Source organism: Paenibacillus sp. sg306046 (assembly GCF_059821225.1).
On record NZ_JCAMRT010000001.1, the window covers coordinates 305,567 to 327,296 of the forward strand.

At 53.2% G+C, this 21,730-nt stretch carries 14 protein-coding genes; 1 reads left to right on the top strand and 13 read right to left on the bottom strand.

Annotated features, from left to right (window positions below; genetic code table 11):
- Positions 1-383: 383 nt before the first annotated feature.
- From glnA to AC6ROY_RS01375, 8 genes are all read right to left on the bottom strand, one after another.
- On the bottom strand, positions 384-1,808 hold the full coding sequence (gene glnA, locus AC6ROY_RS01340; RefSeq protein WP_500098157.1) for a type I glutamate--ammonia ligase: 1,425 nt from the start codon (positions 1,806-1,808) through the stop codon (positions 384-386).
- Positions 1,809-2,069: 261 nt separating this feature from the next.
- On the bottom strand, positions 2,070-3,113 hold the full coding sequence (aroF, locus tag AC6ROY_RS01345; RefSeq protein WP_500098158.1) for a 3-deoxy-7-phosphoheptulonate synthase: 1,044 nt from the start codon (positions 3,111-3,113) through the stop codon (positions 2,070-2,072).
- 306 nt (positions 3,114-3,419) lie between these two features.
- Positions 3,420-3,941 (bottom strand): DUF2062 domain-containing protein, encoded by a 522-nt coding sequence (locus AC6ROY_RS01350; protein WP_500098159.1) that lies wholly within the window; start codon positions 3,939-3,941, stop codon positions 3,420-3,422.
- A 21-nt stretch (positions 3,942-3,962) separates the two neighbouring features.
- On the bottom strand, positions 3,963-4,925 hold the full coding sequence (locus AC6ROY_RS01355) for a 4-hydroxy-3-methylbut-2-enyl diphosphate reductase (RefSeq protein WP_500098160.1): 963 nt from the start codon (positions 4,923-4,925) through the stop codon (positions 3,963-3,965).
- Between the two features lie 38 nt (positions 4,926-4,963).
- On the bottom strand, positions 4,964-6,508 hold the full coding sequence (locus AC6ROY_RS01360; protein WP_500098161.1) for a sensor histidine kinase: 1,545 nt from the start codon (positions 6,506-6,508) through the stop codon (positions 4,964-4,966).
- Position 6,509: 1 nt separating this feature from the next.
- On the bottom strand, positions 6,510-7,202 hold the full coding sequence (locus AC6ROY_RS01365) for a response regulator transcription factor (protein ID WP_500098162.1): 693 nt from the start codon (positions 7,200-7,202) through the stop codon (positions 6,510-6,512).
- A gap of 132 nt (positions 7,203-7,334) precedes the next feature.
- The gene (locus AC6ROY_RS01370) at positions 7,335-8,969 is read right to left on the bottom strand and encodes a S1C family serine protease (protein ID WP_500098163.1); all 1,635 of its coding nucleotides are present in this window, start codon (positions 8,967-8,969) and stop codon (positions 7,335-7,337) included.
- Between the two features lie 185 nt (positions 8,970-9,154).
- Positions 9,155-9,568, bottom strand: a complete 414-nt coding sequence (locus AC6ROY_RS01375; protein ID WP_500098164.1) for a YugN family protein — start codon at positions 9,566-9,568, stop codon at positions 9,155-9,157.
- A 174-nt stretch (positions 9,569-9,742) separates the two neighbouring features.
- Between AC6ROY_RS01375 and AC6ROY_RS01380 the strand changes: the two genes are divergently transcribed.
- Entirely contained in the window at positions 9,743-11,038 is a 1,296-nt protein-coding gene (locus AC6ROY_RS01380) for an ammonium transporter (RefSeq protein ID WP_500098165.1), read from the top strand.
- A 133-nt stretch (positions 11,039-11,171) separates the two neighbouring features.
- Here AC6ROY_RS01380 and AC6ROY_RS01385 read toward each other — a convergent pair whose 3' ends face one another.
- The 5 genes from AC6ROY_RS01385 to AC6ROY_RS01405 all read right to left on the bottom strand — a co-directional run bounded on the left by AC6ROY_RS01385 (position 11,172) and on the right by AC6ROY_RS01405 (position 21,673).
- Positions 11,172-13,109, bottom strand: a complete 1,938-nt coding sequence (locus tag AC6ROY_RS01385; protein WP_500098166.1) for an S-layer homology domain-containing protein — start codon at positions 13,107-13,109, stop codon at positions 11,172-11,174.
- Between the two features lie 35 nt (positions 13,110-13,144).
- Positions 13,145-18,157, bottom strand: coding sequence for a pectinesterase family protein (locus tag AC6ROY_RS01390; RefSeq protein ID WP_500098167.1), 5,013 nt, complete (start codon positions 18,155-18,157; stop codon positions 13,145-13,147).
- A 21-nt stretch (positions 18,158-18,178) separates the two neighbouring features.
- Complete coding sequence (locus AC6ROY_RS01395; RefSeq protein ID WP_500098168.1) at positions 18,179-20,683, bottom strand: hypothetical protein; 2,505 nt, start codon at positions 20,681-20,683, stop codon at positions 18,179-18,181.
- 350 nt (positions 20,684-21,033) lie between these two features.
- On the bottom strand, positions 21,034-21,378 hold the full coding sequence (locus tag AC6ROY_RS01400) for a hypothetical protein (RefSeq protein ID WP_500098169.1): 345 nt from the start codon (positions 21,376-21,378) through the stop codon (positions 21,034-21,036).
- A gap of 139 nt (positions 21,379-21,517) precedes the next feature.
- Positions 21,518-21,673: a hypothetical protein gene (locus AC6ROY_RS01405; protein WP_500098170.1), complete on the bottom strand. Its 156-nt coding sequence runs from the start codon at positions 21,671-21,673 to the stop codon at positions 21,518-21,520.
- Positions 21,674-21,730: the final 57 nt, after the last annotated feature.

Consider the following 21,730-nt stretch of genomic DNA (forward strand, 5'->3'; position numbering starts at 1 on the left):
CGTAAATCTTCCTTTCCTCAGCCGCAGGTGGGTATTCATCACTTCCATCATACAAATTGTATCTTTGTACATATAATAAGATACAATTTGTATCTAGTCAATGGGTACCTGAGAACCCTGCGTCCCGCTATAGCGGATTGATATATTAGATACAAAATGTATCTAATATAGGAAGGAGAGTCTTTATGCCCAAGCCTGCCGTTCATGAAATTTCGTGCTCCGCAGTCTGGCTTGTCTGGCAATCGTTTTGCTGCATGCGATTACGTTCAGCGGCTACGATGCCTTGGAGCCGTCTGGTACGTAAGACGCTGCAGACCCGATGAAGGGCACAAAAAAAGCTGTTCCCTGTCTTTGCAGACAATGAAACAGCTTTTATATCATTCTTACAGATCGAAGTACAGGGAATACTCGTGCGGGTGAATACGGATCGAAACAGCTTTTGCTTCGTCACGCTTCAGAGACACGTAGTTGTCGATGAAGTCTTTGGAGAAGACGCCGCCTTCTGTCAAGAACTCATAGTCAGCCTCAAGTGCGCTAAGCGCCTCGTCGAGTGTGCCCGGTACACTGCGGATTTCTTTTTTGTCCTCATCGGACAACTCGTAAATGTTTTTGTCGAAAGGACCATAGCCCAGCTCGATCGGGTTAATTTTTTTCTTGATGCCGTCCAAGCCTGCAAGCAGCATAGCTGCAAACGCCAGGTAAGGGTTAGCTGTGCTGTCCGGTGTACGGAACTCGATCCGACAGCCTTTAGGTGTAACAGCTGCGATTGGAATACGAACAGCTGCGGAACGGTTACCTTTGGAGAATACGAGGTTAACCGGCGCTTCGTAGCCAGGAACAAGACGTTTGAACGAGTTGGTGCTTGGATTCGTCAACGCGATCAACGCTGGAGCATGGTACAAAATACCGCCGATGTAGTGCAGAGCCATTTCGCTCAGGCTGCCGTATCCTTCTTTATCATAGAACAAAGGCTGGTCGCCGTTGAAGATGGATTGGTGAACGTGCATACCGCTACCATTGTCGCCGAACAGCGGCTTAGGCATGAAGGTTGCGACTTTGCCGTATTGGCGAGCCGTGTTTTGCACGATATATTTGTATTTCATCAGGTTGTCAGCTGTTTTCGTCAGCGTGTCGAAGCGGAAGTTGATCTCGCCTTGACCTGCTGTTGCCACTTCATGGTGATGGCGCTCGATGCGAAGACCGGCTTCCATCAACAGGCGACACATTTCGGAACGGATATCTTGTTGCGTGTCCGTTGGAGCAACTGGCACATAGCCGCCTTTGTGGCCAACTTTGAAGCCCAGGTTGCCGCCCTCATCCTTGCGGTTGGAGTTCCAGTGAGCTTCTTCGGAATCTACAAAGTAGGAAGAAGAGTTTTGCTTGCTTTCAAAACGAACTTCGTCGAAGATGAAGAACTCGGACTCAGGCGCGAAAAATGCTGCCGTACCTACGCCTGCTTGCTGCAGATATTCTTCCGCTTTCTGAGCGATCCCGCGCGGGTCGCGCTCATAACGCTCGCCATCCGGCGTGTGGATGCTACACATGATGATCAAAGTCGGGTGCGCCGTGAACGGATCGACATAGGAGGACTCCGTATCAGGGAGCATCACCATATCGGATTCTTCGATCCCGCGGAAACCAACGATCGAGGAACCGTCAAACGCTACGCCGTTCTCGAATGTTGCTTCATCCACTTCAGCTGCTGGCAATGAAATATGGTGCGCTCTGCCATTAAGATCGACAAAACGGAAATCTACCCATTCGATACCTTTTTCTTTAATCGTGTTTAACACATTTTGAACTGACATAGACTCGCTTACCTCCTAAATTCCGAACAATTTTGGCTGTTCGATCATTCAATGTTCAAGTTTTGGTTCAATATGTCGTTATTATAAAACTTATCGACGAGAATCGTCAATACTTATGTCAGGTATTTTTTGCGAAGTGTAAGGTATGCTTACACCCTTTTCCAATCCGTTCACATTTCGGACATAAAAAGAACTTGATGCTCTGCGCGACCGCGCAGCACCAAGTTCCATCAAGGGAAAAGCCGAATATTGGACTATTTCTTACGCCTGAATGAGCTGCTTCGGCGTGTCAAACCGTTTGCCGCACAGCGGAGCCAATTTCTCCAAATCCTGCATCAGACGGGCGAATTGGTCAGGGAACAGCGACTGAACGCCGTCTCCTGTCATCGAATTATCCGGGTCGGTATGCATCTCGACGATCAGGCCGTTCGCTCCGGCAGCTACCGACGCCTTGCTCATCGGCTCGACCAGCTCGCGGCGTCCCGTACCATGGCTTGGATCGGAAATAACCGGCAAATGACTGAGCGATTGCAGCACCGGAATGGCGGATAAATCCAGTGTATTCCGGGTGTAAGTCTCGAACGTTCGGATTCCGCGCTCACATAACATAACGTTCGGATTTCCGCCCGCCAATATATATTCCGCCGCATTCAGAAATTCGTCGTAGGTGGAGCTGAAGCCACGCTTCAGCAGTACCGGCGTCTGGATCGTGCCCAGCTTGCGCAGCAGATCGAAGTTCTGCATATTGCGGGTGCCGACCTGAAGAATGTCCGCATATTGCGCGCACACATCCACGTATTCCGGCGTCATGACCTCGGTAATCGTCAGGAGGCCGTGTTTTTTCCCCGCCTCGGCCATCATCACAAGCCCTTCAACGCCGACCCCCTGGAAGCTGTAAGGCCCGGTTCTCGGCTTGAAGGCGCCGCCTCGCAGCACCTGCGCGCCGCTTGCCTTGACAAGTCGGGCGATCTCGTCGATCTGCTCCGGCGATTCGACCGCGCACGGTCCGCCCATAATAACAAGCTGGTCGCCGCCGATTTGCACGCCTTTCATGTTAATGACCGTATCGTCCGGATGAAAATCACGGCTGGCCAGCTTATAGGACTTGGAAATTTTCACGACCTGCTCCACCCCGGACAGCTGCCGAATTTGCTCGGCGAGCACTGGAGTCGCTTTGCCGATGATACCGACAACGGTACGGTCAACCCCACGGGAAACATGCGCCTGTACGTCATGCTTCTCGATATAATGAACAATCTCCAGAATCCGTTCTTCCGGCGTTTTGTTGGATAAAATAACGATCATGAAAAATCCGCCCTTTCGTTTCAATAATGAAGATCATTGACTTTACATTTTTTCAATACTTAGACGCTTAAACGCTTGTTCGCTTTTAAGCTTTTAATCACTAAAGCGATTATATAACGATATCCCTTGTACCGTCAAGCATCAATAGCGGATCGCAGGGCAACGGCCTTCGACAAGAGACAGTTCGACGCTATACGGAAGGAACAAGCTTCTCAAGCTTCTCCAGAGCACTTGTTCCTTCCGCTGCATCTTCCCTCTGACTACCTGGATTGTCTTGGCGCAAGCATGAAGCAAGCGCCAGATCCGTCAGGTCGCCTGCAGCTGCTCCTCCTTGCGCTTCTGACGCTTCTCGCGGCGCTTCTGATGAAACCACTCGATCGTCCACTTGATCGGGAAGTAGGCGATCAGCCCCAGAACAAAGCCATCGATCACGCCGCCGACAAACAGCTTCAGGTTAAACTTGATAAAGGACTCCAGCCAATGCGGCAGCATATGCAGCCATTCGCCGCGCACCCGGTGCGGGAGCACAAGCCCGCCGATCTCGCGATGCAGGAATGAAAACGGAATATAAATGACTTTGCCAAACAGAAAGCCGATCAGGGCAGCCGCCATACTGCCCCGCAGCACATAAACAAGCGGGAAAATGAGGAAAAACGCCAGTCCGGCCGTCGGCAAAGTAAACATTTCGACAAACAGTCCGACCGAGAAGCCCATGGCGACCATCGCCGGCCCGCCTTTGGCACGAATCAGCTTCAAGTAGTTGTATTTAAACCAGCGGCCGACGGAGGTCAGTCTTGACTTTCGTTTCCGTTGCGCAGCTTTGCCCATCCTAGCTTCCTTCTTTCCTGCTCAGTCTGTTTTGCCGGCTTTCACCTTCGGGGCTGGAATAAGACGGTCCAGGTTAACGGTGCGGCGAATTTCCCAGGTGGACGGGTTCGCGTCATCATAGCGCTCCAAATAGTCGATAACTTCCTTCGTGATCGGCGTCGGGGTCGAAGCGCCCGATGTTACGCCGACGCGGCGGACCGGAGCCAGCCATTCCCGCTTCAGCTCGGTAATATCGCCGATCCGGTAAGCCTTCACACCGGCGATTTCCTCGGACACCTGAGCGAGCCGGTTCGAGTTGTTGCTGCGCGGATCACCGACCACGATAATCAGATCGGCATCCTTCGCTTGCTCCGCTACCGCCTCCTGACGAACCTGGGTCGCCAAGCAAATCTCGTTATGAATTTCGGCCTGCGGAAACGTCTCCAGCAAGCGGTTCATAATATGTTTAATGTCCCATTGCGACATCGTCGTCTGATTCGTAATGACCAGCCGTTTCCCGGTTACCTGCGGCCGCAGCGGTTCGATTTCCTCCAGCTTTTCAATCAGATGGACCCGACCCGGCGCTACGCCGATTGCTCCCTCTGGTTCAGGATGCCCTTTTTTCCCGATATAAATGATGTCGTAGTCCTCGGCGATTTTCTCGCGGATCAAATCATGCGTCTTCGTCACATCGGGGCACGTCGCATCTACGACGGACAAGCCGCGCTCGCGGGCGCGCCGGCGCACCTCAGGCGATACGCCATGGGCGGTAAAAATAACCGTCCCTTCGGTCACCTGCTCCAAAATGTCAAGCCGGTTCGGCCCATCAAGCGTGACGATGCCTTCCTTCTCGAAAAATTCGGTGACATGCGCATTGTGAACAATCATGCCCAATATATAAATCGGCCTTGGCAAATTGAAGTTCTGGGCCGTCTGCATCGCCAGCTTCATCGCGTCTACAACCCCATAACAGTAACCCCGGGGAGAAATTCTGAGTACATCCACACCTTGCACCGCCTGTCGAATTTAGTCTGGTCCCCTCATTATACCCGATTCCCGTCAGTGATGGAATGGGAGGGCGCTTCGGCCTCCTCCAGGGCAGCCGGAACGACAGGCAGCCAGATGATGAACGTCGAGCCTTCGCCCTTGCTCGTCGTCACTTCAATCGAGCCTTGATGCTCGTCGATAATCCACTTGGCGATGGATAAGCCGAGACCCGTGCCCGTTTTCTGCCCGCGCGACACATCCGCCCGATAGAAGCGGTCGAAAATATGCGGAACCTCATCCTTGTCCATGCCGATGCCGGTATCGGCGATACAAATGCCGATTTGTCCGCCTTGACGCCGAACCTCCAGCCGCACAACGCCTCGATCCGTATACTTGAACGCATTTTCAATAAAAATAAACAGCAGCTGCTGCAAATAATCCGGATTGCCGTAAACATAAGTGCCCTCGGCAGCGGACAAGTCCCCGGCTACCCACTCCGCCGTACGCGGAAGCAGCATAGCCTTGCGCACCACATCCTCCAGAATCGCCTTCGCCTCCAGCTCGCGCTTGACCATCTGGAAGCCCGCATCGGCCCGCGCCAGCGCGAGCAAATCATTGACAAGCCGCGACATCCGCTCCGCCTCGTCGGAAATATCGCGCATCGCCTCCAGGCTCAGCTCAATCGCCGGAGCGGTCGAAGCCGCCTGCTGCTGCCACTGGGTTTGCTTCCACATTTTCTCCAGCAGCTCCACGTTGCCGCGAATCGTCGTCAGCGGGGTCCGCAGCTCGTGGGAAGCATCCGAAACAAACCGCCGCTGAGCGGCGTACGCTTCCTCCATCTCCCGGTACGCGCCTTGCAGACGGCCCAGCATCCCGTTGATCGTCTCGGTCAGCACGCCGATTTCGTCGCCCGGTCCCTTGTACGCGATACGCCGCTGCAGGTCGGCGCCCTTCTCGATCTGGTTCGTCTCGGCAATGACCTGTTCGATCGGCCGCAGCGCTTTCCGGGCGAGAAACCAGCCGATCGACGCAGCCAGCACGATGCCGAGCAGCATCGTCAACGTCAAGACAAGGCGCAGCTGCCCGAACAGCTTCTCATAGGACCCGACGAAAAACGCAGCCTGCATCATGCCGATCGGCTTTTCCGGGACGCCGAAAAACTGCGAAGCATATACCGGCGCGTTATAAATAAGAAAATCATAGCCCTTGACCTTCACCTTCTCAAAAATGCAGCTGCTGTCCTCGGCCAGCACACAGGCTACCTTTTTATCCGGCACGCCGGGAAATTCAAGTCCCGCCTCGATCAGATCGTCCGAGCGAAACTTCCGCCCGTCCTGCAGGTTCACAACCTGCAAATACAGCTTGCTGCTGCGAATCGAATTGCGTCCCGTCAGCTCGAAGTCGAAGCCAAAGCCCTGCGACGAAATGGTCGGCAGCGCCTTGATGCGCGGCAGCACATAATTGGCTTCATCCTTGAGGTCAGGCTTGAGTCCGGTAAAAATCATATAATTCATGTAGAAGTACAGCCCCAGCGCCAGCACAAACAGCGTTGCCGTCAAAATCCCTGTGTACCACAGTGTCAGGCGCAAGCGAATGGACATATTACGTCTCTCCCCTGAGCACATAACCCGCGCCGCGAACGGTAATAATGATGCGCTTATGTCCGTGCTCTTCCGTTTTTTGCCGCAGCAGGGCGATGTAAACCTCCAGTACGTTGGACTCCCCGCTATAGTCGTAGCCCCAGATTTTTTCCATGATGATGTCACGCGACAGCACCCGGCGCGGATTTTGCAGGAACAGGTGCAGCAGATCAAATTCCTTGGTCGTCAGCTCGATCCGCTGGCCGCCGCGGAACACCTCGCGGGTATCGAGATCCATAAATACATCCTGGTATTGCAGCTTGTTTGTCGAGTTGTCCGACTTGTCCGCCGTCTTGCGGCGCAGCAGCACACGCACACGGGCCAGCAGCTCCTCCAGCGCAAACGGCTTGACGAGATAGTCGTCGGCGCCGAGATCAAGTCCCTTCACCCGGTCGCTGATCTCATCCTTGGCCGTCAGCATAAGCACCGGCACGCTTGATCCGCCCTCCCGGATACGGCGAACAACCTCCCAGCCGTCGAGCTGCGGCATCATCACATCCAGGATGACGACGTCCGGCTCCTCCTCCAGAATCTGCTTCAGCCCGTCCATCCCATGGTTGGCGGTCATCACGGAATATCCCTCGAACGCCAGGCTCCGGCGGAGCATGGACGTAATTTTCTCATCATCATCAATAACCAGTAATTTTTCGCGCATGCGCGACTCACCCGCCTTCTTCTGTATGTGCTTATTTTACCGAAAATGCTGCCAGGAATCTAATCGTCGCCACGGAGCAAAAAAAAGAAGCGGAGGCGTCCTGTCAAGTGCCCCGCTTCTTCCGTGCCGCTGTTACTCGGCGTTCCGGTTGCCAATGGTGACTTCGATGCTTTGTTTCTTGCCGTCGCGCATAATGCTGATCGCCGCTTTGTCGCCGACCTTTTTCTTCTTGATCGCTTCGCTGACCTCAGCCGGCGTTTTGACCTTGGCTCCGTCAATTTCCACGATGACATCGTAAGGACGAAGACCTGCGGCAAATGCCGGGCTTTTCCGTTCGACCTGCGAAACGATTGCGCCTTCCGTATTTTCAAGCTTCAGCTCGCTGATCCATTCCTTGTCGATCTCGGCCATGGATACGCCGACGTAAGGGATCGGCTCCTTTGGAATTTTGACGTTGTTTTTCAGATTCTCCAATACCGATGAAATCGTACTCGTCGGAATCGCAAATCCGATACCTTGCGCCTGGGAGCTGACGGCCGTGTTAATGCCGATGACCTCGCCGTTCAGGTTAAGCAGCGGGCCGCCGGAGTTGCCCGGGTTAATCGACGCGTCCGTTTGCAGCAGATGCTTGTAATTCCGCGTGCCGTTTGCATCCGGAATGCTGATCGGACGCTCCTTGGCGCTCAGCACGCCGACCGTTACCGTATGGTCGAAGCCATACGGGTTGCCGATGGCGACCACCCAGTCGCCTTCCTTCAGATCGTCCGCGCTGCCCAGCGGCAGCGTCGGGAATTCCTTCCCGCTTTCCGGCGTAATCTTCAACGCAGCAAGGTCGAGATCGTAGCTGTTGCCAAGCAGCTCGGCTTTAAACGGCTCCTTGTGATCCTGCACGTACACCCAGATTTCATCGGCGCCGTCGATCACATGCTCATTGGTCAAAATGTAGCCGGATTTCTCAAAAATAAATCCGGTTCCCATCCCGCCTGGCTGCAGCTGACCGTTGTTTTGATTCGGCTGCTGCTGCGAGCCAAAGTCATCTCCAAAAAACTGGCGGAAAAAGGGGTCGTTAAACAACGAGTTGCCGCTGCGCGAAGTGCTCTTGGCTTTTACCTTCGTTTCGATTTTGACCACAGCCGGACTCGACTGCTCAACAATCGACGAAATATTGTTCGGGCGGGACATGTCAAGCGCTGTCGGACGCACATTGCCGCCGCTGCCGGAAGCGCTGCTTGTACCTGTGGCTGCGCTGGCTGCCGCGCCCGCCTTCGTCATCACGCCTTCGCCTCCGGTGAACAGGTTCAGCTTGTCGGAAGCAAACATCAGCGAACCGACGACAACGACGCCCGCCATAAACGAAGCGAACAAGCTGCGGAAGCCCGTACCCTTGCGTTTTTCCTTGGTCTGGGAAAATTGCCATTGACCTGGAGCCGCAGGTTCGCCCTCTCCGCTGTACATCGGACGGACGGGCCTCGGAGGAGTCACCTCAACCGGCGTAGAGCCGCTGCTGTCGCTGGCGCTTGTCGGCTCAGCCGACTTCGACTGATACGGCCCGTAGGAGAAATAGTGGGCGGAGCGGCTTCCGCCTTCCGGCGACTGCTCCCGGACGTCACCCTGGCTGTCCGCAGCGCGGGGCACTTGCTGTTCATTGCCATTATTGCCTTCCTTGCTTTCCCCGCCCTCGCTGCCTTGCGGCTGGCGCAAAAATTCGTTAAACGGATTATAGGAACCATTGGAGCTCGAATTGTTGTTGTTATTGTTGTTTTCCATAAGTCATGACCTCCGTTTCGATAATTCGGAAAATGGTATAAGGACATGATCCCGACTGGGCCTTCCTCTTGATGACTATAATGAACCTGTAACCTTAAAACAACATTAAAGAAACCTAAAACGAAGTTAAAGTCGTTGCAAAAGAAGACCTGGGGAACATCCCCGGCCTTCTCAGCTTGCTTCATTTAATGAATCCAGCGGCTTTCCGCTTGCCTTAAGACGGCCATTGCCTGATCAACCCATTTGTCCTCCACCGGCGCATCGCGGTCCACCGGCTCCTGAAACTGGTCGATCAAGGCGCCCACCACACGAATCTGCGCCTCCTGGTCCAGTCCTTCATTATAAAGATGCTTGAGCACAAAGGGCCAGCCAAGCTGAATAACCGTGCCTGTGCCCCCGTGCTCACTTTCCAGCAAGCCATGCGTCACCTCAAACGGAATACGCAGCCACACCTTATGCCCCTCGTCCAAATAATGATCGAAGCAGCCGTGATTGTAATCCCAGTTGCCTCCCAAGGTAAAGTTAAGCGGCTGCAGCACCTCCAGCGCCTTCTCATAAGGCTGTTCAATTCCAACGAGCTTCGACTCTAACGGTATCAAGATCAGTTCCTCCATCCTTGTGTCCAATCGTTAGTTATAGAATAAACCTGAATCGGGAAAATTATGCTTGGACCTGATGTAACACAACTTAACGTACCTCGTTGACATAGTTATCATCAGAACTTTATAATGAGAACCGAAAACGCTTCATTTGAAATCGGGAGGAATTTAAGGATGCTGGAATTGACCGCATTGCAGAGCGGTTTGGATACGATCTGGGTCGTGTTGACCGCTGCCATGATTTTGTTGATGGAAGGCGGCTTTGCGCTGCTGGAGGCTGGCTTTGTCCGGCAGAAAAACGCCGTCAGCATCATCATGAAGGTGTTCGTTGACATCGCCTTCGGCGCACTGATTTTCTTCTTCTTTGGCTTCGGACTGATGTACGGCAAAGACTTTGCCGGAATCATCGGCACAACCGGCTTTTTGATGGGCGGCGATTTATCCCATATTCAGCTGACGATCTCCCATGACACGTATTGGCTGTTTCAATGCGCCTTCGTCATCGCGGTCATCTCGATTGTGTCGGGAGCCGTCGCCGAGCGCATTAACTTCCACGCGTACATTTTATTCGCCGTTGCGATGACCGGCTTCATCTACCCGATCGCCGGTCACTGGGTATGGAGCAGCGGCGGCTGGCTGGGCCAGCTGGGCATGATTGATTTCGCAGGCTCCGCGACGATCCATGCGCTCGGCGGCTTTGCCGCGCTGGCGGCAGCGATTTTGATCGGGCCGCGAATCGGTAAATTCAGCAAAAACGGGACAGCCAACATCGTGCCGCCGTCGAATCTGCCGCTCGCCTCCGTCGGCGCCTTCATCCTCTGGTTCGGCTGGTTCGGCTTCAACTCCGGCAGCACGCTGAGCGCCACCAACAGCTCGATCGGGCATATCGCCGTCACCACGATGCTTGCGGCATCAGCGGGCGGCGCGACATGCATTTTGTTCACCATGTTCCGCTACCGCAAAGCTGATCCGCCCATGGTCATCAACGGCTCGCTGGCCGGACTGGTCGGCATTACGGCCGGCTGCGCCTTCGTGAGCGATATCGTGGCGATCTTTATCGGAGCGGTGTGCGGCATTGCGATGGTATTTGCTACAGAGTACCTGGAATCGAAGCGAATTGATGATCCGGTCGGCGCTTTCGCCGTCCATGGCGTCAGCGGCACGATCGGCGCATTGGCGGTCGGCTTGTTTGCCCAGCCTGAGCTGTCGGCAAGCGTCGGCCGCGGCTATAGCGGTCTGTTTTACGGAGGGGGCTTCCAGCTGCTGGGCGTTCAGGCTCTCGGCCTCGTTGTCATTATCATCTGGGGCTTCGGGTTGACATGGCTGGCCTTCAAGCTGATCGGCCGGGTCGTTCCGATGAGAGTAAGCCGCGACGAGGAACTGGTCGGGCTTGATGTCGGGATTCATGGCGTGCCTGCATACAGCCAGGAGCATGATTTTATCGAGCTGGGGCAGTTGAAGGACCGCTAGAAACGGCGCGGCGGCTTGGTGGACAACCACCAAGCCGTCTGCCGACATCCATAGGCTGAAGCAAAGCAGGGCCAGCGGCCCTGCTTTTTTTGCTGCGTTATTGCCAGATGCTCAAGCGTTCAAGACGCTGCACTTACAACACCGTATTGTAGATTCTGTAGAGCAGCACAGCCGTCTCCGCTCTTGTCGCGCTGCCGGTCGGATTCAACATGTTGCCATTTCCTTGAACGACGCCCTTGTTAATCAAGGCAGCAATGGCGTCTACCGCGTAATCCACGACCTGTGATTTGTCGGCAAACGACTCCAAGTGGTCAGCGTTCCCTTGCGTGTTCAATTTACCTGCCTGGGTCATCGCTCTGGACAGCAGGACCATCATGTCCTGGCGCGAGATTTGTTCGGCAGGATTAAATATCCCGTCACCTTGGCCATTCGCTAATCCTAGCTGCTTGGCAATGCCAACCGCTTCATAGTAATAATCCCCGGTACGGACATCACTGAAATTGGACGTCACCTCGGCTTTAAACCCGAATGTTTTCGTCAACAAAATCATAAAGTCAGCGCGGGTAATCGGAGCCGCCGGAGCAAAGGAGGTGTCCGTGCTGCCGGAAATAATTCCCTTCGAGGCCATCACGTCAATCGCCCGCTTCGCCCAATCGACAGCTTCCAGATCCGCAAAGCTTTTCTTCACAAACGTGACGACAAAGGTCTGGACATCTGAAGTCGTAAAGGTCACCGTCCCCGAGGCCGCGTCGTATTTGCCGCTCGGGATTGGCTGGACTTTACCTGCTACATCCACGCCCCAGATCACAATATGCTCCAGATCTTGCAATTCCAGCTCTGTTGGCTCATAAGGAATGGCTACTTGAAGGAGCGCATTCGAGTCAGGCAGCGTAACCGCTTTGCCATCGACCGATACGCTCAAGTCAACGGCCGGCCTCTGATCGACAGCTTTTTTCACATCATCCGGCCATTTGCTCGTGTCGGCTTTGGCGATCACAAGGCCGACGACTTGCGCGCCATTCAGATTGGCAGAGCTCAGCAGTTGTCCAGGCAGCGTAACGGAGGAAAATGGCGTAACCACCGTCACGATTTTTTGTGAATTCGGTGAAAATACTTGTGCCGGGATATCGAGCTTATACTGGCTCGCGCCCGCGACATCCTGCAGCTCGATGACGATCGTTGCCGCGCCCGCAGAAGCGGCTTGAGCCGCTTGCTCCGCGCCGAGCTTCGCTGAAACGACTCCGCTGGCCGCTTCCACACTTTGCTCCGGCGTAAGCTTGACTTCAGCGCCTGCAGGTTCAGGCTTCGGCGTTGCAGGGACGGCGCCCGTATTCGGAGAAGACGTTCCCGGCGTATCCGGCGAAGACCCGCCGTTGCCTCCATCGCTGCCGCCGCTTCCGCCTCCATCGCTGCCGCCGCTTCCGCCTCCATCGCTTTCGCCTGGCTCCTGTTCCGCCAGCACATTATGCCAAGTCGTGGTTACGACCGCTTCGGCATATGACCCTCGGACCGTGATGACGTAATGACCCACGATCAACTTGGGAATCGTATAGCTAATCTGGTAAGCGCCTTGCGCGCCGGTTACACCCGTCTGGCTGAACACCTCCGTTCCAAGCGGGTTTTTAATGTGAACGGTGAAAGGATTGCCTGCGGTTGTGCCTAACGCTCCCGCCACGGTAAGCGTTCTTTGACCGTCAAATGACGCGTTGGCCGTCATGTTGACCTCAAAGGTCGCACCGGCCGCTTGGCCTGCGCCTTGCCCCGCAACATGGACGAAATACGTTCCGTTGACTCGTTTCTTCAATACATAGTTGAACTGGTACGAGCCGTTGTCCGAGGCTGTTGTTTGATCCATGTAATCCAGCTGGTCCAGCGGATTGGTCACCTTCACGGTAACAAGCTTCCCTTGCTCCACATGCACAGTGCCGGATACCGTAACCTGACCGGTACTTTCATTAAAAGCCGCCGTGACGGCAATCGGCGCCGGAGCAGCCCAGGCAGACGAAATCATAGTTCCGCAGCACACAAGAGCAGCCAGGAGCATAAACGTCCATCTTCGCAAAACGATCAAGCCTATTCCTCCCCTTTCATGTTAAATACCGGTTATCAAGGAAGCGTTACTTCGTTTGAAATTCTGAGCTGGCTTGCTTTGTTGTTCCACACAAATGCCTTTAGCTTGTAGCCCATAACAAGCTCAGGCGCCCGCATCATCGACTTCATCTGCTTGTCTTCGCCAGCCAGGAACGAATGGGTCACAAGCGAATACCGGACCATCCGGTTTTGCTGATCGAACAGCCCAATCACAAGCACGCCCTGCTGCGTAACTGCCGAATTGTTACGAACCGATGCATGGGCCACGACATCGCGAGCCGCGACCAGACCAGGGACGGCGTTGCCGCTGCGATCCGTCAAGCTAAGCTCGGTCACGGTAAACAGCTGCTCGCCCCAATTTTTCACATAAGTGATCTGGTACGTTTGCGAGCCGCTGACTTGATAGTCATCAACGCTTGAGATTGTAACCTCGTTGATGCCCTCCTTCAACGTAAGAGGAACCGTAAACGAAACATTTTTGAGCTGCTTGGCCTGATCAAGCGCGACTGTTCCATTCACCTTCACCGTTACGCTGGCATCCCTGCTAATGCTGCCCATCAACGCGTAGGACGGCGAGTTCACGACACTCGGAATGGTAACCGACGGGCTGTAAACAACCGAAGCTTTGTTATAGGTAACCTTAATCGTTTTGGAGCTTACGGTATTGCCGAACAGCTCCTCATTGGCTGCGGATACGACAATCGTATTGACGCCTTCCTGCAAAATAATCGGCTTGGAGAACGTCCCGCCCGCTTCCGTGTAGACCGCTTCGGCAACCGTTATTCCGTTATTGACAACCGACAGCTTGGCGCGATCCTTCACCTGACCTGTCAAGGTGTACGCCGGTGTTTCAACTGTCTCGCTTGCCGGATTGTCCAGCGTAAACTGCGCGGAGCCGAAGAAGCGAAGGTCGGTATAATGAGCGGCCATTAAATAATCAATCTTAGGCGTCGTTCCCTCTACAGCCATACCGACATACACGGTTTCGCCGATATTCACATCGTTCGCAGCGACCAGCGACCAGTCTACGCCATCCTTCGAGACATAACCGGATACCCGATTGTCAACCCGCTCCATTTTTAACCAAAATGGCGCTTTCAGGCTGGCACTGCGCAGTAATTGCTCAGTATAGGCGTCGCCGACCTTGCTGCGGTTGATCACTGAAATTTTCCGTCCGCTTGTATCGCCGAACGAATCGGTCGGGTCCGTCGACAGGAATACGCCAACGGCCTTCGAGGTAGGGTCCAAACTTTCGCGCATCATAAATCCGGTTTTCACATCTTCTTCATATTCAGATTCCCACGAAACATTGGCATAAATTTGGAAATTACCTTGAACAGGCTGATACACATAATGGAAGGAATCCGATGTGCCTCTAAGATTGATTTTACCGGAGCCCTTCACTTTGTACACGTTATCAGTCAAATTGGCCGTACCCGGAATGTTGACCTTACCAATATCCTCCGAGGTCCATGGCTGGACGTTTTCCGGACCGTTCACATACACGATGACCGCATCCGACAACGTCATTACGCCGTTGCTGTCCACTGCTTTGGCATAAAGGTAGTGCTGCCCTTCCGAAGCATTATTCCAGGTAAAGTCGTAAGGCGCGCTTGTCGCTTCGCCAAGCTTCTGATCGCGGTCATAGAAAATGACCTTGGCAATCGAAGCGCCGCTGGCCGCAGCTGCCGCCGTCGCGTTCAGGGTGATCGGACTGTTCAGCTCATAGGCTTTGTGCATGACCGGCGTCTGAATGGATACAACCGGATTCAGCGGAACAGGCATATCAGCCAGAGAGTTTAAATAATCCTCAAGATTCGTATAGCCATTTCCGTCCAAATCTCCAAAGCTTCCGTTCACATTGCCTGGAATCGGATTCCCGTTACTGTCCAGACCGTTATCATACGGGTCCAGACCATGCGCAAGCTCCCAGGAATCTGGCATGCCGTCGCCATCGCTGTCAAGCGGGGCCGGAAGCGTGTTCAGCTCAGGCAATCCGCCGTCGTTTTCGATTTTGTTGATGGCTCGGCCGGTGCCATTTTTCACTTCATTAACGATACGGGCATCCAGGGAATCCCGCTTCGGCAAGGAAGCGCCGCCGTGGAGCATGACGTTTTGGTAAGCCACCTCGGCAGGCTGCGCCACCGTCGGTCCGCCGACCGTATCATTTGCGTCCGGATAAACAAATGGCGTCATTTTGAGCGTATACGTATCGGACGTTTGAATCCCCTTCACATTATCAGCGGTTACATCCGGCGCACCTTCAACATAGTTGCCGTTAACGTAGAAGGCTCCGCCGCCGGCATCTCCGCCTGAAGGCGATACAATCCGGTTAAATGCAGCGGACGTGTTCGGGCCCGGCTTAAAATAGTTATTGATGATATTAATGCCTGTGGCCATTTCCCCGCCATAAATCGTATTGAAGCCCCAGTTGTAAATGACATTGTTCTTGAAGTCAATTTTCTGCGGGTAATTCGGAATATCGGTTGCTCTGGCAAATCGCGGATTCCGGTTCTGGTGGTTCATGATCAGGTTGTTGGCGAAAGTAGCGTTGGACCCTCCCCAAATACCGCCGTAGCCATGCGGCCCCTTCGTATGAATGGAGTGATTCAAGCTGTTGGTGATAAAGCTCCATTGCAGCGTAAAGTTTTTGTTATTCTCGGAGGAGAAAAGCTCATCCGAGCTCCAGCTGCCTGAAACGTGGTCAACAATGACGTTGTCGCCTGTAATGTTGAACGCATCGTCCAACTGGTTGATGCCGCCGCGGAACCGGATATAGCGGACGATAATGTTGCCGCCTGCCGCGCTTGTGCCGCTGCCGATTTTGACCGCATAGCCGCTGAGCGCAATACCGTCGCCCGGAGCCGTTTGTCCGGCAATGGTCAGGTTCGGCTTCCCGATCGTTAACGGCTGCACCAGATGAATCGTGCCGGATACATTAAAAATAATGGTCCGGTTCGGCTGGCTGACCGCATCGCGGAAGGAGCCGGGAATCGGCGTGGTGCCTTCGCCGTAATCAAGCAAATTGTTGACGACATATACAGAACCACCGCGTCCACCCGTTACATACATACCGCCGCCCTCAGCACCAGGGAAAGCCGGTATTTTTTTCTTCTCTGTAAAGTTCAATTTAAGCGTAATCTGCTTGCTTGTGCTTGGAGTGCCCAGTGCGTCGACGTACCGGTACTCCACCGTATTCACGCCTTCATTGCTTACTGTAAATGCGCTCGTGTACGTGGTCCACGCCCCATGATTGATGCGATACTGGACCCGATTAAGCGCGGGAACCTCGTTGTTCACTTCCATATACACGAGGACAGGCTTTGTATAGGATCCCGAAATGCCGTCCGGCAGCGCCGGATCAACAACGGGCACGGCTGTCTGGAATACTTTCGGGTACACAACCCGTACGCTCGGGTCCCAGCCGCCGAACATGCGCGGAATCGTAAACTGGCTGGCCTGCTCCGCCGTCATCGCAAAGTGGCTTGGATCTGTCATCGCCGCCAGCTTCCGGGTGGATGGACTTGCTCCCGGCCCGGTGCTGTTATATTCCGAATAATAGGAAGTCAGATTATTGGTCATTTCGGCCCAGCCGTCCGGATGAATATGATCATCCATCCAGGTGTTGATATAACGAACTGTCGGCTGGTCCTGCCAAGGACGGCCTAAGTAATGCTTTCCTTGGGTCGTGCCGTCCTTCATGAGCCGCGAATTCAGAAATACATAACCCGGAAGATCGCCGCTCGCATTTTGTGTAGCACCGGCCGTAATGTAGCCGCCGGAGCGCGAAGGTCCGTTAATGCTGACGATATCGCTATTGTCAAATACCGCTGCCGTCGACGGTCCGTAAATAAAATCGACGGAGCCTTTAATTTCGCTGTTCCGGTAATATTGTCTGCCGGTTTTGTCGTAATACGTAACGCCTGTATAAAGCGTATCCTGGTAGCCGACAAACCGGACATTTTCAAACACAACCTGATCCGCAATGACACGCGCGGCCAACGCCCGGCCCTTCGTAACGTCGGATGTATTCTCGATGGACAAGTTGGCCGCATAAAAATGACTGGCTGTCGCGATCGAGCCGTCCGCTCTGTTTTTCGTGCCGCCTACGGTCAGCGTGGCCGTATCGAGAGCAGGCAACGTGGCCGAGCTATTGCCGGCAACCGGGGTGAATTCATTATCGTTATAAAAGATTTTCGTCTTATCCTTGCCTTCACCGATTAAGGAAATATAAGGCACGGTTACAGACAGCTTCTCGTTGTACGAGCCTGCTTTAATGTAAATAATTTTTCGGGTCGCGTTATTGCTCGGAATAGATTCCAGAGCCGACTTGATATTGGAAAAGTCGCCGGTGCCATTTTGGGCCACCGTGATCGTCATGGCCGGGCTAATGGCAATCTCATCGCTGGCTCGGCTTTCTCCGCTTGCATTCGTCGCAGAAATCACATAATAATACGTCGTTCCGTTGATCACGCTTGTATCCGTATAGGCGCTTGTCGTCAATGTGCTGTTTAACGTCGTGTAGGGACCTCCGCTAACGGTGCTCCGCTTAACCGCGTAGCTCGTGACGCCCGCTTCCGCAGTCCAGGTCAGCTCGACGCTGCCATCGTTGGCAATGCCGGCCACATCTGCCGGGGCTGCCGGCGCGCCTGCTGCGGCTGCAGACGGAATCACCCGCACCTGAGACGAAATCATGCTTTCCGCCGAAGCGCTGACCGCTGTCACTACATAATAATAGGCCGTCCCATTTTGAACGGTTGAATCGGTAAACGCAAGACCCGTAACGCCATTCGCCAGTACCTCATACGGTCCGCCATTTACCGTGCTGCGCTGCACTTTATACGACGAGGCGCCAGCTGCCGCCGCCCATGAAAGTGTAGCCTGGTTAGTTCCCGAAGTCGCTTTCAATTGAGCTGGACGGTTTAATACGGGCGCTACAGCCGCAGCGTTCACTTCAGCGGGGCCCGGTAGCCACAAACCATTCAACATGAGCAGCGCGCATATCCCTAGTTGCAGGGCTTTCTTCATTGTCCGACCTCCTAGCTATAATTACTTGACAATTAGCTCTTCAGCAAGCGGCGTCTGTCCTTCGATCCGATCGAGGCTGTCCCAAATAAATACTTTCACCTGATAACGAGACACTTCAGCGGGAAGCACAAATCCGGCGCCCAGCGTTTTCGTTTCACCCGGCTTCAGCTCAGCCACGGTCGAAGAATAGTCAATCATCGTGTGGTCGGCATCATACAGCACAAACCAGAGCGTCAGCTGCTTTCTGGCTGCTGTCGTATTGGCGATTTGCTTTTCGGCAACGACGTGCTGCGAAGGCGTCAGCCCCTGGACATGATTGCCATTAAAATCAACGACGGTGCCTTGACCTGCCCAAAATTTGTACTCCATCGCATAATTGATTTGTTTGAAATTGCCGGCCAAATCGACGCTTGAAATTTCAATGAGGTTCGATCCCTCCTGTAAAGTCAACGGATAGGAGAACGGCTCGTACACGGATTTGTAAACGGAATCGACGACATTCGTTCCATTTAACTTGATCGTTAGCTTGGCTTCCTTGCTTAATGAGCCTTGAAGCGTGTAAACCGCTTCCCTTACGGTTGCCGGAGGAACCGGTACGCGAATTTCCGGAGCAACGCTGTCCTGGTTAATTGTTTCCGTTACATGGTCGTATAGCTTGGAATTCAGGCGGCTCGCATAAACATCAACCTGATTGGCCCCGGGCGTTAAGCTCAAATCCAGCTCAAGCTTGCCTTCCTGAACAAATCCGTGATCGGGCAAGCTGACTGCATGGCCATTTTGATAAACGGATAAGTATACGCTTTCACTAACCGATCCGGTCAGCTTATACGTAGACGTGTTTACCCATTGCTGCACAGGGTCCAGCGTCAAGCCGGTAGAAACCCTCTCCACCATGGCGAAATAACCGGCGTTTTTACTCGCATCGAAATTGGCATAGTCGTTGTACCCCAGCAAAACGGTTGAGCCTGCGGCAAAGTCCTTCTTATAAATATCGAAGGTATAGCCGGAAGCCAGCGTGTTGAGCTTGATATTGTCGCCAGTGGCGGTCCAATCCGACATCCAGCCCGGCAGCGTCGCGTTTTTATCCATCGCCACATAAACGGTCGTTTTATCCTTGACGGTGAAGCCAATCAGCTGATCCTGCTTCGTTCCGTCAAAGCCGTTCGGGTAGCGCATCACATCCTTGTACGTGGTGACGATGCGATCCAGACCCGCATATTTATCCGGAATTTGTGTGAATTGGAGCGGCACCTCATTGGCTACGGAGAGATTAAAAGCATGATCTCCTACTTTGGTGCCCGACTTGTAATTCCACAAATAGCCGTAGTAGTTCGCATACGCGGTCAGCCCTTCCACAACGCTGGCATCCGGTGTTTGCACCGGGGTTGTCGCATAAGGAATGCCTTCAAATTCGGTGATCTTACTTTCAAAATCGCCCGGTTTTCCATCCGGCGTATACAAGCCGTATTCATCCCGGGTTACGGTGCTCAAGCCTAACGTGTATGTTTGTCCGTTGACTAACGGGGTATTCGCCATTTTCGCAATATCGTAAAAGGAGTTAATATCTGAATTCGGGTTATTCGATGTGCCCGTGTAATCTTTCCAGAAGGCGTTCGCATTGCCGACATTTCTCCACTGGGTCTCGCCTTGCAGCTTGATTCTTACGCGATACCGGGAAGCGTAGGGATAATGCTGGGCGGACCACATAATTCTGGAGTTGCGCGAGCCTGAAGAGTTAAGCTTGGGCGCCGGCGGTTCCGGCTGGAAGGGTGTCCGCGTGACCTTCAAGCCGCGAATCCAAAGATCCCCTGAAGTACTCGGCGGCGCAATAACCAACCGTTTCAGATTGTAAATCGGCAAGCTTTTGTTCATCTGTGTACGAGCTTGATTGTTGATCAAATTCCCGTTCCAATACAAGCTGTACCGCTGGGTCACGGTATTAAAATCCAGACGGATCGTATGCCATTCGCCTAAATTATACGTGCCTCCCAGATCGCCTGCCGGCGCCGTCGATAACAGGTAAGCCAGTCCTTTGGAAGCCGTCACGCCGGCGCCAACCATAAAGGTGTTGCCTTGGGAAGGGAAAAACTGGATGATCCGGTTATCCTTTTTGGTGCCCGTCTGCATGAACGTAATTTCCGTAGAAATTGTCCCTGTATACGGTTCACCGAACGTTTTGCTAAGCTGAAATTCGTTGCGCAAGGTCGAATCGGATGTGACGATATTGCTTGCTTTGATATGAAGCGCAGGGGTTCCTGTATACGGATCTTGTTCCACGACGGCCGAGCCTGTGCCCGATGAATAGGACGAATAGTCGAAGCCAAGATCGGAGCCCTGCAAGCCGAGCGGCGTGGTGGAAAAGTCTTTTTCGAAAATTGTGGCTGGTGCATAAGTATCGTCGATAACCGCGGGACCTGGCTCAGGCTCTGCCGCATAGCCGACTGGAGCATTTGGTTCGAAAATGATAAACGCGTTGAGAAGCAGCGCTAAGCCTAACACTAGCGAAATCTGTTTACGCAAGGCCATATACACCTCCATGGATTTTACATGTCAATCCGTCAAAGCTGAATCATGTTGCTCGGGTTGCAGGCGTTCCTATCCCCTCCTTACTTTCTTTTTAAAGTCCCCCGTTTCACTCACGCTCCCAATAATTGTAAGCGCTTTAAATTGTTTAAGAAGGACATTAAACCCTATAATGACAGCGCATTCATGAATGTCTTTGACAGTTTAACTCAATATGACCTGGCATTCATAGGTTATTCCCTCCATAATCATAGGCGATCCGATGCACGTTACACGAGCTTCACTGCAACAAAAAAACACCTCCTGCTTGCGCATAGAAGTGTCTCCATCCATTTTTAGATGATCCTGCTTGCTTAGGAAAGCTCTTTGGCCAAGTCGTCGCTGACCTCTACCAGATCGGACGGCTTGCTGCCGAGCAAAATCGAACGAGCCTGTTCAATCTCTTGACGCAGCGCGCGAATCTGCTCCATCGGCCGCTTAACGTAGTGAATATACTCAACTGCCAGGTGATGATCAGGCTTTTTCCCTGCAAACATTCGGCGAAAAGCTGACATCGACTGGTAGCTCCGCTCTTCAATTTGCCGTTTTTTCTCGTATCTGCTAATCACTTGCTCGATTTCGGCAATTTGCGTCTCTTTATGAGCCATATAGGCTTCTAAAAACGGATACACCTCAGCTGCTTTCCGTTTATTCGTCATCGCTGAGCCTCCAGCCGCCCAAGCGTTCATCATGACACATCACCTTCCCCGTAACGTGAGCAATTGTAACAATGATTTTATTTTACACGATAACTAAAAAAAAGAAAACCCCCGGCATGCACCGGAAGTTTTCCTTTTTTTAGCTTTGGTTATTTTGAGATTGGTTTGTTTCATTGTTTTGAGCTGCAGCGTTATTCGCATTGTTTACATTGTGATTCGCTGCAACTTCCTGAGCAAACTCAGCATTGTATTGCTGGTTGTTACTATTGTTTTTGTTCACTTTGTTTTTCGCCATTGATATCACCTCCCCGACAAAGCTTAGTATGGCTCAAGTCAGGGCTGTTTATTATGG

Excerpts from the sequence above, each read along its gene's own strand:
- AC6ROY_RS01350 (WP_500098159.1), bottom strand. The coding sequence starts at position 3,941 with ATGGGCAAAGCTGCGCAACGGAAACGAAAGTCAAGACTGACCTCCGTC.
- AC6ROY_RS01370 (WP_500098163.1), bottom strand. The coding sequence starts at position 8,969 with ATGGAAAACAACAATAACAACAACAATTCGAGCTCCAATGGTTCCTAT.
- glnA (WP_500098157.1), bottom strand. The coding sequence starts at position 1,808 with ATGTCAGTTCAAAATGTGTTAAACACGATTAAAGAAAAAGGTATCGAA.
- AC6ROY_RS01380 (WP_500098165.1), top strand. The coding sequence starts at position 9,743 with ATGCTGGAATTGACCGCATTGCAGAGCGGTTTGGATACGATCTGGGTC.
- AC6ROY_RS01395 (WP_500098168.1), bottom strand. The coding sequence starts at position 20,683 with ATGGCCTTGCGTAAACAGATTTCGCTAGTGTTAGGCTTAGCGCTGCTT.
- AC6ROY_RS01390 (WP_500098167.1), bottom strand. The coding sequence starts at position 18,157 with ATGAAGAAAGCCCTGCAACTAGGGATATGCGCGCTGCTCATGTTGAAT.
- AC6ROY_RS01365 (WP_500098162.1), bottom strand. The coding sequence starts at position 7,202 with ATGCGCGAAAAATTACTGGTTATTGATGATGATGAGAAAATTACGTCC.
- AC6ROY_RS01400 (WP_500098169.1), bottom strand. The coding sequence starts at position 21,378 with ATGACGAATAAACGGAAAGCAGCTGAGGTGTATCCGTTTTTAGAAGCC.
- AC6ROY_RS01360 (WP_500098161.1), bottom strand. The coding sequence starts at position 6,508 with ATGTCCATTCGCTTGCGCCTGACACTGTGGTACACAGGGATTTTGACG.
- AC6ROY_RS01405 (WP_500098170.1), bottom strand. The coding sequence starts at position 21,673 with ATGGCGAAAAACAAAGTGAACAAAAACAATAGTAACAACCAGCAATAC.
- aroF (WP_500098158.1), bottom strand. The coding sequence starts at position 3,113 with ATGATCGTTATTTTATCCAACAAAACGCCGGAAGAACGGATTCTGGAG.